The organism is Marinovum sp. E3, from assembly GCF_055755275.1.
In genome coordinates, this window is sequence record NZ_CM146908.1 from 1,562,441 (window position 1) to 1,575,060 (window position 12,620).

General features: G+C 65.3%; 14 protein-coding genes. 6 read left to right on the plus strand and 8 right to left on the minus strand.

The features are described 5' to 3' along the window. Positions 1-203 precede the first annotated feature (203 nt). On the minus strand, positions 204-1,703 hold the full coding sequence (locus AC0J5K_RS07615) for a CoA-acylating methylmalonate-semialdehyde dehydrogenase (RefSeq protein WP_274564513.1): 1,500 nt from the start codon (positions 1,701-1,703) through the stop codon (positions 204-206). 103 nt (positions 1,704-1,806) lie between these two features. Here AC0J5K_RS07615 and AC0J5K_RS07620 point away from each other — a divergent pair, with 103 nt between their 5' ends. The 3 genes from AC0J5K_RS07620 to coaD all read left to right on the plus strand — a co-directional run bounded on the left by AC0J5K_RS07620 (position 1,807) and on the right by coaD (position 3,808). Further along, positions 1,807-2,703, plus strand: coding sequence for a LysR family transcriptional regulator (locus AC0J5K_RS07620; RefSeq protein WP_274564514.1), 897 nt, complete (start codon positions 1,807-1,809; stop codon positions 2,701-2,703). 73 nt (positions 2,704-2,776) lie between these two features. After that, the gene (locus AC0J5K_RS07625) at positions 2,777-3,214 is read left to right on the plus strand and encodes a CBS domain-containing protein (protein WP_048531949.1); all 438 of its coding nucleotides are present in this window, start codon (positions 2,777-2,779) and stop codon (positions 3,212-3,214) included. 99 nt (positions 3,215-3,313) lie between these two features. Next, positions 3,314-3,808 (plus strand): pantetheine-phosphate adenylyltransferase, encoded by a 495-nt coding sequence (coaD, locus tag AC0J5K_RS07630; RefSeq protein ID WP_048531948.1) that lies wholly within the window; start codon positions 3,314-3,316, stop codon positions 3,806-3,808. A gap of 55 nt (positions 3,809-3,863) precedes the next feature. On the opposite strand, the gene AC0J5K_RS07635 is transcribed toward coaD, so the two are convergent. From AC0J5K_RS07635 to AC0J5K_RS07645, 3 genes are all read right to left on the minus strand, one after another. Next, positions 3,864-4,028 carry a hypothetical protein gene (locus AC0J5K_RS07635; protein WP_170850518.1) on the minus strand — a complete coding sequence of 55 codons (165 nt, stop codon included), beginning with the start codon at positions 4,026-4,028 and terminating at the stop codon, positions 3,864-3,866. Between the two features lie 224 nt (positions 4,029-4,252). After that, positions 4,253-5,254, minus strand: coding sequence for a type I glyceraldehyde-3-phosphate dehydrogenase (gene gap / locus AC0J5K_RS07640; protein ID WP_048531947.1), 1,002 nt, complete (start codon positions 5,252-5,254; stop codon positions 4,253-4,255). Between the two features lie 110 nt (positions 5,255-5,364). After that, entirely contained in the window at positions 5,365-5,508 is a 144-nt protein-coding gene (locus AC0J5K_RS07645; RefSeq protein ID WP_048533793.1) for a hypothetical protein, read from the minus strand. Positions 5,509-5,638: 130 nt separating this feature from the next. Between AC0J5K_RS07645 and ggt the strand changes: the two genes are divergently transcribed. Then, a complete protein-coding gene (ggt, locus tag AC0J5K_RS07650; RefSeq protein ID WP_274564520.1) occupies positions 5,639-7,432 on the plus strand; it encodes a gamma-glutamyltransferase in 1,794 nt (597 codons plus the stop codon). Here ggt and AC0J5K_RS07655 read toward each other — a convergent pair. From AC0J5K_RS07655 to gap (AC0J5K_RS07665), 3 genes are all read right to left on the minus strand, one after another. Beyond that, positions 7,344-7,943, minus strand: a complete 600-nt coding sequence (locus tag AC0J5K_RS07655) for a helix-turn-helix transcriptional regulator (protein ID WP_074835776.1) — start codon at positions 7,941-7,943, stop codon at positions 7,344-7,346. The genes ggt and AC0J5K_RS07655 overlap by 89 nt on opposite strands. Next, the gene (locus tag AC0J5K_RS07660; protein ID WP_274564527.1) at positions 7,846-8,502 is read right to left on the minus strand and encodes a cytochrome b/b6 domain-containing protein; all 657 of its coding nucleotides are present in this window, start codon (positions 8,500-8,502) and stop codon (positions 7,846-7,848) included. Before AC0J5K_RS07660 ends, AC0J5K_RS07655 begins: the two co-directional genes overlap by 98 nt. A 191-nt stretch (positions 8,503-8,693) precedes the next feature. Beyond that, the gene (gene gap / locus AC0J5K_RS07665) at positions 8,694-9,698 is read right to left on the minus strand and encodes a type I glyceraldehyde-3-phosphate dehydrogenase (protein ID WP_274564529.1); all 1,005 of its coding nucleotides are present in this window, start codon (positions 9,696-9,698) and stop codon (positions 8,694-8,696) included. Between the two features lie 202 nt (positions 9,699-9,900). On the opposite strand from gap (AC0J5K_RS07665), the gene AC0J5K_RS07670 reads away from it, so the two are divergent. Continuing rightward, positions 9,901-10,281: a DoxX family protein gene (locus AC0J5K_RS07670; RefSeq protein WP_074835771.1), complete on the plus strand. Its 381-nt coding sequence runs from the start codon at positions 9,901-9,903 to the stop codon at positions 10,279-10,281. Positions 10,282-10,318: 37 nt separating this feature from the next. Beyond that, positions 10,319-11,284: a DUF808 domain-containing protein gene (locus tag AC0J5K_RS07675; RefSeq protein ID WP_274564532.1), complete on the plus strand. Its 966-nt coding sequence runs from the start codon at positions 10,319-10,321 to the stop codon at positions 11,282-11,284. A 3-nt stretch (positions 11,285-11,287) separates the two neighbouring features. Here the strand turns inward: AC0J5K_RS07675 and AC0J5K_RS07680 are convergent, their stop codons facing one another. Beyond that, positions 11,288-12,550: a cation:proton antiporter gene (locus tag AC0J5K_RS07680; protein WP_048531942.1), complete on the minus strand. Its 1,263-nt coding sequence runs from the start codon at positions 12,548-12,550 to the stop codon at positions 11,288-11,290. Between the last annotated feature and the right edge of the window lie 70 nt (positions 12,551-12,620).

Here is a 12,620-nt window from a genome sequence, read left to right on the forward strand (position 1 = left end):
GCTTGCCATCACCATGACGGCACATGTCGGGAAACTCCATAAAAACGAGTGGTTGCAGGGGGTATTTGACGCCATCGTCACGGTCTTGTGATGATGTATCCGATATGCGTTAATTAATCGGGCGGACAATGACCCGCCAAAGCGCTTGATGCAAAAAAAGGGCGACCGCAAGGCCGCCCTTTTGGAATTATCACTCTGAGCGATTAATCCATCTCCTTGAAGTTGAATTCGCCGCCTTCCTTGATTCCCGAAAACCAGCGCGCGGTAACGGTCTTGGTCTTGGTGTAAAACCGGAAGGCATCGGGGCCGTATTGATTGAGGTCGCCGAATGCCGATTTTTTCCAGCCGCCAAAGGTGTGATACGACAGCGGCACCGGGATCGGAAAGTTGATTCCGACCATGCCGACATTGACCCGATGGGCAAAGTCGCGCGCGGTGTCGCCATCGGCGGTATAGATCGCGGTGCCATTGCCGTAGTCGTTGTCGATGATCAGGTTCAGCGCGTCTTCATAGCTGTCCATCCGCACCTGGCTCAGCACCGGACCGAAGATCTCTTCGCGGTAGATGTCCATTTCGGGGGTGACATTGTCAAACAGCGACGGCCCGCAGAAGAAGCCGTTCTCATAGCCCTGCAATTGAAAGCCGCGGCCGTCGACCACCAGCTTGGCGCCTTGCTCGACACCGCTGTCGATCAGCCCGTTGATCCGTGCCTTGGCCTGGGCGGTGATGACCGGGCCGAAATCGACGTCATCGCCGGCGGTATAAGGCCCGACTTTCAGCTTTTCGACGCGCGGCACGAGTTTCTCGACGAGACGGTCGGCAGTCTCCGCGCCCACCGGCACCGCGACCGAGATCGCCATGCAGCGTTCGCCCGCCGCGCCGTAGCCCGCGCCCACCAGCGCATCGGCCGCCTTGTCGAGATCGGCGTCGGGCATGATGATCATGTGGTTCTTGGCGCCGCCAAAGCACTGGGCGCGTTTGCCGTTGGAGCAGGCGCGGCCATAGATATATTGCGCGATCGGGGTCGAGCCGACAAACCCCACAGCGGCAATGGTGTCATTGTCGAGGATCGCGTCGACGACCTCCTTGTCGCCGTTGACCACCTGAAGCACACCATCGGGCAGGCCGGCCTCTTGCAGCAGCTCGGCGAGGCGCAGCGAGGTCGAGGGCACCCGCTCGGAAGGTTTCAGGATCATCGCGTTGCCGGAGGCGAGGGCAGGGCCCATCTTCCACAGCGGGATCATCGCCGGGAAGTTGAAGGGCGTGATACCGGCCACGACACCGAGCGGCTGGCGCATGGAATAGAGGTCGATGCCGGGGCCGCCGTCATTGGTGTGCTCGCCCTTGAGCAGATGCGGCGCGCCCATGCAGACCTCGATCACCTCGAGCCCGCGCTGCACGTCGCCCCTGGCGTCGGGCAGGGTCTTGCCGTGTTCGCGGCTGACCAGCTCGGCCAGCTCGTCCATGTGCTGGTTGATCAGCTGGCCGAATTTCATCATCACCCGGGCGCGGCGCTGCGGGTTGGTCGCGCCCCAGGCCTTTTGCGCTTCGGCCGCCTTGGCGACGGCGGCGTCAAGCTCGTCCTTGCTGGAGAGCCTGACCTGCGCCTGAACTTCGCCGGTGGCCGGGTTCATCACGTCGGCGGTGCGGCTTGAGCTGCTCTCGACCATCTGGCCGTCGATGTAATTCTTGATCACGTCCATGGGATCCTCCTGGGGTTCTTTGCGCAGAGCTTAGTCTTGCAATTTCGCCATGGGTAGGCGCAATGTGCCAAAGAGGTTTTGCATTATTGCAAAGGATGCCCGTATGGACCCTTGGGATGATTTCCGTGTCTTTCTTGCCGTGGCACGGCAGGAAAGCCTGTCAGCGGCAGGCCGTGCACTGCGGATCGATCCGGCGACGGTGGGGCGGCGCGTGGCGCGGCTTGAACAGCGGCTGGGCCAGCCGCTGTTTGCCAAATCGCCGCAAGGCTATGCGCTGACCGATGCGGGCCAGCGGTTGTTGCCGCATGCGGAACAGGCCGAACAGGCCACCCAGGGGGCCGTGGAGGCGCTGGCAGGGGCGACCGAGGGGCTGACCGGACAGATCCGCATCGGGGCGCCGGACGGCTGCGCCAACTTCCTGCTGCCCCGGGTCTGCGCGGCGTTGTCGCGCGACAATCCCGAGCTGGAAATCCAGATCCTCAGTCAGCCGCGTGTCGTCAACCTGTCGAAGCGCGAGGCCGATCTGGCGATCTCGGTCAGTCCGCCCACCGCCGGGCGGCTCAGCGTGCAGAAGATCGCCGATTATCACCTGCACATCGCCGCAGCCGAGGCCTATCTGGCGTCGAGACCGCCGATCGCCGCCCCGGGCGATCTCAGGGGGCACCGAGTCGTCGGCTACATCTCCGACATGATCTTCGACCGCGAGCTCGACTACCTCTCGGAACTGGGCCTCGACCAGGTGCACCTGGCGTCGAACTCGGTCTCGGTCCAGCTCAACTGGCTGCGCCAGGGCGGGGGGATCGGCATCGTGCATGATTTTGCGCTGCCCTTCGCGCCAGAGTTGCGCAAGGTGCTGGCGCAGGAGATCTCTCTGACCCGGGCCTTTTATCTGGTGCGGCATGCCGATGACCGGCGTCTCGACCGCATGAACCGCTTTGCCGCGGCGCTTGTGGCGGAAATGCGCGATGAAGTGGCCCGTCTCGAACACTTGGCGGAATAAGTCTTTAGGATTGGTTGACAGGCGAAGGACTTGCGGGAAAGCTGAACGCAAGAAGCAAGGCAAGGAGCACGCGATGCTGGTCCAGCAGATTCTCAAGTCCAAGGCAGATGCAACTGTCTTTACCGTGCCCCCCGGCACTCTGGTCTCGGAAGCGGCGGAAATCCTGGCCGAAAAGCGCATCGGGACGGTGATCGTCTCGGCCGATGGTGGCAAGACGGCCATGGGGATCCTGTCGGAACGCGACATCGTTCGGGAACTCGCCAAGACCGGCGGCGCCTGCCTCTCTGAAAAGGTCGAGGCCTATATGACCAGCGATCTGGAAACCGCGACCCGCGACGAAAAGGCCGATACCATACTGGCGCGGATGACCGAAGGGCGCTTTCGCCACATGCCGGTGATCGAGGGCGGCGAGCTTGTCGGGCTGATCACCCTGGGGGATGTGGTCAAGGCGCGCCTCTCAGAACTGGCGATGGAAAAAGACGCGCTTGAAGGGATGATCATGGGCCATTAACGCCCTGATCGCACGCAACTTCTGACGATGCGCTTGACACTGCATCCTGCAACGCGGCATTCATCCGCCAAGTGACACGACCCGAAAGCGGACTTGCTCATGCGCATCGGCCTCTATCCCGGCACCTTCGACCCGATCACCGAAGGCCATATCGATATCATCCGCCGGGCGACCGTCCTGGTCGACAGGCTGGTCATCGGCGTCGCGATCAACCGCGACAAGGGCCCGTTGTTCACGCTCGAGGAACGGGTGGCGATGATCGAGCGGGAATGCGGCCACCTGGCCGAGCAGACCGGCACCGAAATCGTCGCGCATCCTTTCGAGAACCTGCTGATCGACTGTGCCCGCGATGTCGGCGCCGGGGTGATCGTGCGTGGCCTGCGCGCGGTGGCGGATTTCGAATATGAATTCCAGATGGTTGGCATGAACCGGGCGCTCGACGATTCCATCGAGACCGTCTTTCTGATGGCCGAGGCCCGGCATCAGGCGATCGCGTCGAAGCTGGTCAAGGAAATCGCCCGTCTCGGCGGCGATGTCAGCAAATTCGTCACGCCGGCGGTGCATAAGGCGCTGACCGAGAAGTTCAGCAAATAAAAACGCCCCGGGATGGCCGGGGCGCGGGGTCTCTCAGGCGGTGCGGGCTGGCGCATCAGGCGCCATAGACCGCCCGCGCCGCGATCTTGTCGGCATCGCCCTGACGGATGCCCAGGTCCAGGGCCGTGCCATGCGGCAGGCTGCGCAGCTCTTTCGCGGTGCGGCGATAGGCAACGTGTTTTTGCAGGCGGTCGCGCAAGGTGGTCATTGCATGGGTCATGGTTTGTCCTTTCCCGATCTGTGTTCCTGACGCTTTCGCGCCGGTTACAGCAGGGATATGGGCCCGTTTGGCGGCCGGACAACGCCCGGCGCGACAAAGCCGCCATGCATGAGGCGTGCAGCTGAAGGCGCTGAAAACACGGGCTTTCCCCGCAGCGACCCACAAAAAGAAACGCCCCCGCAGGTCTGCGGGGGCGCTCTCGTTCAAATTCGACGGGCGTGGGCTCAGATCAGCTTGCCCATGGCGACGGCGGTGTCGGCCATGCGGTTGGAGAAGCCCCATTCATTGTCGTACCAGCTCAGGATGCGCACCATGGTGCCCTCCATGACCTTGGTCTGGTCGCAGTGGAACACCGAGGAATGCGGGTCGTGGTTGAAATCCGAGGACACCAGCTGACGGTCGGTATAGCCGAGGATGCCTTTGAGCGGGCCGTCGGCCGCGGCGCGGATCGCGTTGTTGATCTCCTCGACCGTGGTTTCGCGCGCGGCTTCGAAGGTCAGATCGACAACCGAAACATTCGGGGTGGGGACGCGGATCGCAACACCGTCGAGCTTGCCGTTCAGCTCGGGCAGCACCAGACCCACGGCCTTGGCGGCACCGGTCGAGGTAGGGATCATCGACAGCGCCGCGGCGCGGGCGCGATAGAGATCCTTGTGCATCGTGTCCAGCGTCGGCTGGTCGCCGGTGTAGCTGTGGATCGTGGTCATGAAGCCCTTGGCGATGCCGATCTCGTCGTTCAGCACCTTGGCCACCGGCGACAGGCAGTTGGTGGTGCAGGACGCGTTCGAAACGATCAGGTCTTCGGCGGTCAGCGTGTCATGGTTGACGCCATAGACGATGGTCTTGTCGGCGTCCTTGCCCGGGGCCGAGATCAGCACGCGGGACGAGCCGTTCTCGAGATGCGCCTGGCATGCCTCTTTCGAGGTGAAGATGCCGGTGCATTCCAGCACGACATCGACGTCTTTCCAGGGCAGGTCGGCGGGATTGCGCTCGGCGGTGACGCGGATCTTGCCACGGCCGACATCGATCCAGTCGTCGCCGGTGGTCACTTCGGCGGGAAAGCGGCCGTGCACAGAGTCGAATTGCAGCAGATGCGCATTGGTTTCGACCGGACCCAGATCGTTGATCGCAATGACGTCGATGTCCTTGCGGTCGCTTTCGATGATGGCGCGCAGAACGTTGCGGCCAATGCGTCCAAATCCGTTGATGGCAACTTTAACAGCCATGATCTTCTCCTAGCTTCGCGCAGAGTGACTGGGCAGCCAGAGCCGCCCGGCGATTCCGATTTCCGTTATCGCTAACAAACTCATTTGATCCCGAGAGTCAATCGCCGGCCTCAGCGCCAGAAGGCGACCCACTCCAGGAGTTCCAGGAATTTCTTGGCCAGAAACAGGAAGTTCTCGGTGCCGGAGAGGACGTAAACTGCGGTGATTGCGGCCAGAATGGCCAGTCCCAGGTAAACGGCGATGCGGTTCGTCATGACGGCTGGCTCCGGTTTGCTGTCAGCCTGCCGCAGAGTGACCCAAGGGGCAACCGGCAAATTGGCGCTTTGCCTGATGCCGGATCGGTGGCACCCTCCGAGGTAGATTTCAGGAGGAGAGGATACCGTCATGAGATATTTTTCCGGCACGATGACGCTGGCCGCGCTGGTCGCCTGGCCGGCGCTGGCGCAGCAGGCCGCCGACGATGTCGCCCCCGAGGCCGAGATCGGCCGGCCCGCTGCCTTCGAGGCGCTGTCAGATCAGGCGCAGGCGGCGATGGATGCCAAGGCCGCGGGCATGCCGGTCACGGCGCAGGAGTGGATGGTGGTCGCAGCCAACCCGCTGGCGGTCGAGGCCGGGGCCGAGGTGCTGGCCGCCGGCGGCAGCGCCGCCGACGCCATGGTCGCCGTGCAGAGCGTGCTGGGGCTGGTCGAGCCGCAATCCTCGGGGCTGGGCGGTGGCGCCTTTCTGGTCTGGTACGACGCCGAGAGCGGCGAAGTCACCACGCTCGACGGCCGCGAAACCGCGCCGCTGGCGGCGACTCCGCGATTGTTTCAGGACGAGACCGGCGAACCGCTGCAATTTTTCGACGCGGTTGTCGGCGGGCTTTCGGTGGGCACGCCGGGCACACCCCGGCTGATGGAAGAGGCGCATCGCCGCTGGGGCCGGTCCAACTGGGCCGGGCTGTTCGACCGGGCCACGCAGCTGGCGGAAGACGGCTTTGTCGTCTCGCCGCGTCTGGCCGGGCTGGTGCGCGACGATGCCGAGCGGCTCCAGCGCTTTCCCGCCACCGCCCGCTATTTCTTTCCCGACGGCGAGGCGATTGCCGAAGGTGACAGCCTGGCCAACCCGGAGTATGCCGAGGTGCTGCGACTGATGGCCGAGGGCGGCAGCGAGGCATTCTACAGCGGGCCGGTGGCCGAGGATATCGTCGCCACCGTGCGCGGCGCCGAGGGCAATCCCGGCGTGCTGTCTTCGGTCGATCTGGCGCTTTACCATGTCAAGGAGCGCCCGGCGGTCTGCGTGCCCTATCGCGCGCATGAGGTCTGCGGCATGGGGCCGCCGTCGTCGGGGGCGCTGACCGTGGGGCAGATCCTCGGCATGCTCGACCACTACGATCTTGCCACCCTTGGCGCGACGTCGCCAGAGGCCTGGCGGCTGATCGGCGATGCCTCGCGGCTCGCCTTCGCCGACCGGGGCCGCTACATGGCCGACAGCGATTTTGTTCCGGTGCCGGTTCAGGGGCTGGTTGCCGCGCCTTATCTCGAGGAGCGGTCGCAACTGCTGTCAGGCGATGACGCGCTGCCCGAGGTCAGCCCCGGCACCCCGGAATATGACCACGCCTTCCTCTGGGCCGATGACGAGAGCATCGAACTGCCTTCGACCTCGCATATCTCGATCGTCGATGCCGAGGGCAATGCGCTGTCGATGACCACGACAATCGAAAACGGCTTCGGTTCGCGGCTCTTCGTGCGCGGCTTCCTGCTCAACAACGAGCTGACCGATTTCTCCTTCCGCACCCATTCCGACGGCATGCCCATCGCCAACCGGGTCGAGCCCGGCAAGCGACCGCGCTCTTCGATGGCGCCGACCATCGTGCTCCGGGACGGGGCGCCGGTGCTGGTTACCGGCAGCCCGGGCGGCAGCCGGATCATCGGCTATGTGGCGCAATCGATCATCGCCGTGCTCGATTGGGGCATGGATGTGCAGCAGGCCGTCGCCATGCCGCATCTGGTCAACCGCTTCGGCACCTATGACGTCGAAGAGGGCACCTCGGCCGCCGATCTGACCACCGCGCTTGCGGACATGGGGTTCGAGGTCAATGCGCGCGGGCTTACGTCAGGCCTGCATGCGATTTCGCTGGGTGAGGCTCTGACGGGAGGGGCCGATCCGCGCCGGGAAGGGATTGCACTGGGGCAATAGCTCCGGTTCCGGTCAACAGCGGTGCGCGCATCAGATCCTCGATCAGAAGGCTGAGCAGCGCGCCGCGCCCGGACACCCCCGCCTTGCGATAGATCGCATTGAGCTGGGATTTGACCGTCCCCTCGGCCGAGCCGCGATGGCCGGCAATCTCGGGGATGGTCAGCCCCTTGAGGGTAAAGAGCGCGACGTCGCTTTCGGCCGGCGTCAGGGCCCAGGCCTCGAAATGCCGCTGCATCACCTGATGCAGCTCGCCCGCCGCGATGCTGACCTGCCGCTCCAGCGCGGTCTTGCGCTGCAAGAGCATCCGCAGATAGCGCACCTGAAAGAAGATCGCCAACACCAGCGTCAGCGTGATCAGCGCTTCGGGGATCAGGTCGGCCTCTTCGGGGGCCGTCCATTCTTCGGTCAGAAGATCATATATGACGTCGCCGACGAAATACCCGGCGCTCAGGAGTTGCGCCAGGATTGCCAGCGCGAGGGTGCGCGGTTGCTGCGTCGTGGTCGGGGCCATTGTGCCAGTATAGGTCATCGGGCAGGGGTTTGACACCGGTGAGCAAGGTCAGACCCAGATTGGCCCGGTAGTGCAGGCTGGCCCAGACCACGCCGGCCAGATAGGCCGCCAGCGCCACGTGAAAGCCCAGGGCCAGCGCCTCGTGGATCGCCTCCGTCCCGCCGCGCGCGCCGCCAAGCGCCAGGGCGGCGCCACTGAGCACCACCAGCGCCAGCATGGTCAGCAGGACAAGCGAGAGCACCGCGCCGAGGGGTGATGGCCCGAGATCGAAGCGTTTCTCGCCCCGCGCCAGATCGGACAGCTGCAATGCGATCTCGGCACGGCCCGGCCAGAGCGCGCCAAGCGCCGCGCTCTGCGGGCCGATCACACCCCAGAGCAGCCGCAGGACAAGACAGAGGCCAAGCATCGCGCCGGCCCAGACATGGGCCGCGCCCCCCTCTGGCGTCACGATGGCGGTGAGATAGCTGACTGCCAGGGCCCAGCGCAGGCCAAGCTGCACCGGATCGCAGCAGCGGACGGCGGTGACGGAGGGGCAGGCCGAACCTGGGCTGTGGGTCATGGGGGCTTCCTCTGACAAGGCCGATATCCATGGGTCTGCCCTGACATTGGCCTGTGACAGTTTCATGAGATATCCACCAAAGAGGCAAAATTGCCGCCTATAACTTTGGTTCAGCGCCAATCCCCAGGCGGCCGCCGCAAAAAAGCCCGCCGGAACACCGGCGGGCCTGGATCGTGGGGCTGCGGAAAGGTTCAGTGGAGCAGCCGGCCCATGGCGGCGGCGACATCGGCCATACGCACCGAAAAGCCCCATTCGTTGTCGTACCAGGCGAGCACCCGCACGGTGCGGCCGCCGACGACCTTGGTCTGGTCCGGGGCAAAGATCGAGCTTTGCGGCGTGTGGTTGAAATCGATGCTCACCTTGGGTTCGGGGTCATAGCCCAGCACCGCGCCCATGTGGCCGGCGGCGGCTTCGCGCACGATCTCGTTGACGTCCTCGACGGTGACATCCTTGCCCGCTTCGAAGGTCAGGTCGACGGCCGAGACATTCGGCGTCGGCACCCGCATCGCCGTGCCGTCGAGCTTGCCCTTGAGGTTGGGCAGCACCTCGCCCAGGGCTTTCGCCGCACCGGTGGAGGTCGGGATCATCGCCATGGCGGCGGCGCGGGCGCGGTAGAGGTCGTTGTGGCGGCGGTCCAGCGTCGGCTGATCGCCGGTGTAGCTGTGGATCGTGGTCATGATGCCGCGTTCGATGCCGATCGCCTCGTCCAGCACCTTGGCCAGCGGCGCCAGGCAGTTGGTGGTGCAGGATCCGTTCGAGATCATCGTGTCGCCGGGGATCAGATCGCGGTGGTTGACGCCGTAGACCACGGTTTTCTGCACGTTCTTGGCCGGCGCCGAAATCAGCACCGATTTGGCGCCACGTTCCAGGTGTACGCCGGCCTTGTTGCCGTCGTTGAACTGGCCGGTGCATTCCAGCACCACGTCGCAGCCCGACCAGTCGAGCTCTGCGGGATCGTAGGTCGAGAACATCTCCATCGGGCCGCGGCCGAGATCCATGGTGCCATTGGCGACTTTGACCTCGCCGGGAAAGCGGCCATGCACGCTGTCATAGCGGAGGAGGTGGGCCGAGGTCTCGAGCGGGCCGGTGGCGTTGATCTTGACCACCTGCACATCGTTGCGCGCCGCCTCGGCGATATGCGCCAGCGTGCAGCGGCCGATCCGGCCAAATCCGTTGATCCCGACAGTGACAGTCATCCGATTTCTCCTGCGCGTTTCCTTGGCCGTGGTGATACCGAGCAGGCGCAGCATGTCAAAGGGAAATGCCTTGTTTTCCAATGTGATAGCGTTAACCGTGGCGCGGGAGCGCATGGTGGCGCTAACCTGTTTGCGCTATCCTCGCATGGTGGCGTTAACGGCGGCGGCGGGACTTTGCGCCGGGCGCGCTAGGTAGACGTCGATGAAGACTCGACTTGATGATCTCGCGGTATTCACCGGCCGCCTTCTGATTGCCGCCCTCTTCCTCGGTGGTGCGGTGCAGAAAGCGCTGAGCCCCGGCGGCACGACCGGCCTGCTGGCCGATTGGCAGCTTCCGCTTTGGCTGATCTGGCCGGCGTTCGGGTTCAACGCCCTGGCCGGCCTTGCGTTGGTGTTCGGGGTGCAGGTGCGGGCGGTGGCGGTCCTGCTGGCGCTCTATTGCGGCGTGACCTCGGTGTTCCATTTCCTGCCCGACGATCCCTGGCAGATGACGATCTTTGTCAAGAACTGGGCGATTGCCGGTGGGTGCCTGGTCCTGGCCGCGCATGGACCGGGGCGATGGGCCTTGCAGCCGGAGAGCTGACCTCTACATTGCCCACGGACAGCCTGGGGAGAATGACATGAGCGGTTTGCTGGCGCTGCTGGACGATGTGGCGGGGATTGCCAAGGTGGCGGCGGCGTCGGTCGACGATATTGCCGGCCAGGCGGCCAAGGCGGGCGCCAAGGCGGCCGGCGCGGTGATCGACGATGCGGCGGTGACGCCGAAGTATCTTACCGGTTTCGAGCCGGCGCGCGAACTGCCCATCGTCTGGCGCATCGCCCGGGGCTCGCTGATCAACAAGCTGGTGTTCCTGCTGCCGGCGGGGCTGGCGCTTTCGGCCTTCGCGCCCTGGCTGATCGCGCCGCTGTTGATGCTGGGCGGCGCCTACCTCTGTTTCGAGGGCGCCGAGAAGGTGGCCCATGCGCTGGGTTTTGGCGCCCATCACGGCGGGCCGGACGGCAGCCATCTCAACCAGGATCCGGCGCATCTCGAAGAAGAGAAGATCAAGGGCGCGATCAAGACCGATTTCATCCTGTCGGCCGAGATCATGACCATTGCCCTGGCGGCCATTCCGGCCAGCACCTTCTGGCTCGAGGCGGCGACGCTGGCGACCGTGGCGGTGGGCATCACGCTCGCGGTCTATGGCGCGGTGGCGCTGATCGTGAAGGCCGACGACCTCGGGCTGTGGATGGCGGCGAAGGGCCGGCTGGGCCTGACCCGGGCGCTGGGCCGGGGGATCGTGACCGCCATGCCCGGCTTCATGAAGCTTCTGATGGTGGTCGGCACCGCCGCGATGCTCTGGGTCGGCGGGTCGATCATTGTGCACGGGCTGGCCGAGATGGGCTGGCACGGGCCGGAAGAGGCGATCAAGCACTACGCCGTGGCCGTCGCCGATCTTGGTGCGGAAAGCTGGCGCGGCGCGCTGGAATGGACCGGCAAGGCGGCGATTGACGGGCTGTTGGGGCTGGCGCTGGGGATCGTGCTGATCCCGATCGGCACCAGGCTGATCGCGCCGCTCTGGGCGCGGGTCTTTGCCCGAGGCTGAGGCTCAGGCCTCGGGGCCTTCGGCTTCCTGCGACAGATCCTCGATCGCCATGGCCGAGGTGAAGCCGTGCAGCAGGGTGGAAATCAGGATGGTGAAACCGACCAGCGCCCAAAGCCGGTCTTCGTTGAGAAACTCGATCTTGCCGGCGGCATAGGCGAGGTAATAGATCGAGCCGATACCGCGCACACCATAGATCGCAACCACCCACCGGTCGCGGCCGCGCACATCGGTGCCGATCAGCGACAGCCAGCCCGCAATCGGCCGTACCAGAAGGATCAGCGCCAGGGCGATGCCGGCATCGGTCCAGCTCAGCCCTTGGAGCAGCGCCGGCAAAACCGCCCCCAGCGCCACCAGAAGCACCGCCGTCAGCGCATGTTCCAGCGCCTGGGTGAAATTGTGCAGCCGGCGGTGAAACTCGTGCTCGGCCTCGATCCGCCGCAGGGTCAGCCCCATGACGGCGACGGCGATAAAGCCGTAGCCCTCGACCAGCTCGGTGCTGCCGTAACACAAGAGTACCCCGGCCAGCGCCACGACACCCGACGCGGTGTCGGCCAGCGTCGCGCCGCGGGGCAGCACGAAAAGCACCTGTCCCAGTGCCCAGCCGCCGGCGGTGCCCATGGCCACCCCGGCCGCAATCCGCCAGGCCACGTCCTGAGCCAGCCATTGCGGCCCCCAGTCGCCAAACAGCGTGCCCTGTGCCGCCACCGCCAGTCCGAGATAGACAAAGGGAAAGGCCAGCCCGTCGTTCATCGCCGCCTCGGTGGTCAGCGCAAAGCGCACCGGATGCTCGCCGCCCTCGAGCGGCGGGCCGACCTGGACGCCGCCGGCCAGCACCGGATCGGTGGGCGCCAGCACCGCGCCCAGCAGGATCGCGGCGGCGACCGTCATGCCGGCAAAGACATGGCCCATCACCACCACGGCAAGAATGGTCAGCGGCATCGCCAGCGCCAGCAGGCGGATCGTCGGCGCCCAGCGGCGGAGCGACGACAGGTTGTCGATCCGGATGCCGGTGGCAAAGAGCGCAATGATCACCGTCAGCTCGGCGACAATTTCCCAAGGCTGGGGCTGGATGCGCGGATCGGGCAGTGCGGGCAGGCCCGGCACCACCGCATAGGCCAGCATCCCCAGCAGGATCATCAGCCCCGGCGCCGCCGGCTCGCGCCGGCTCACCCAGCGGGGCAGCCAATGGGCGAGGATGATCACACCGCCAAGCGCGGTCAGCAGAAAATGATAGCCATCGAGGCCGAAAAAGGCACTGTCGCTCATCGGTCGATCCTCGTGTTACGCGCCGGGGCGGGCTCCGGGCGGGCAGGGCCGCCGTCGGAAAAGGAACGGG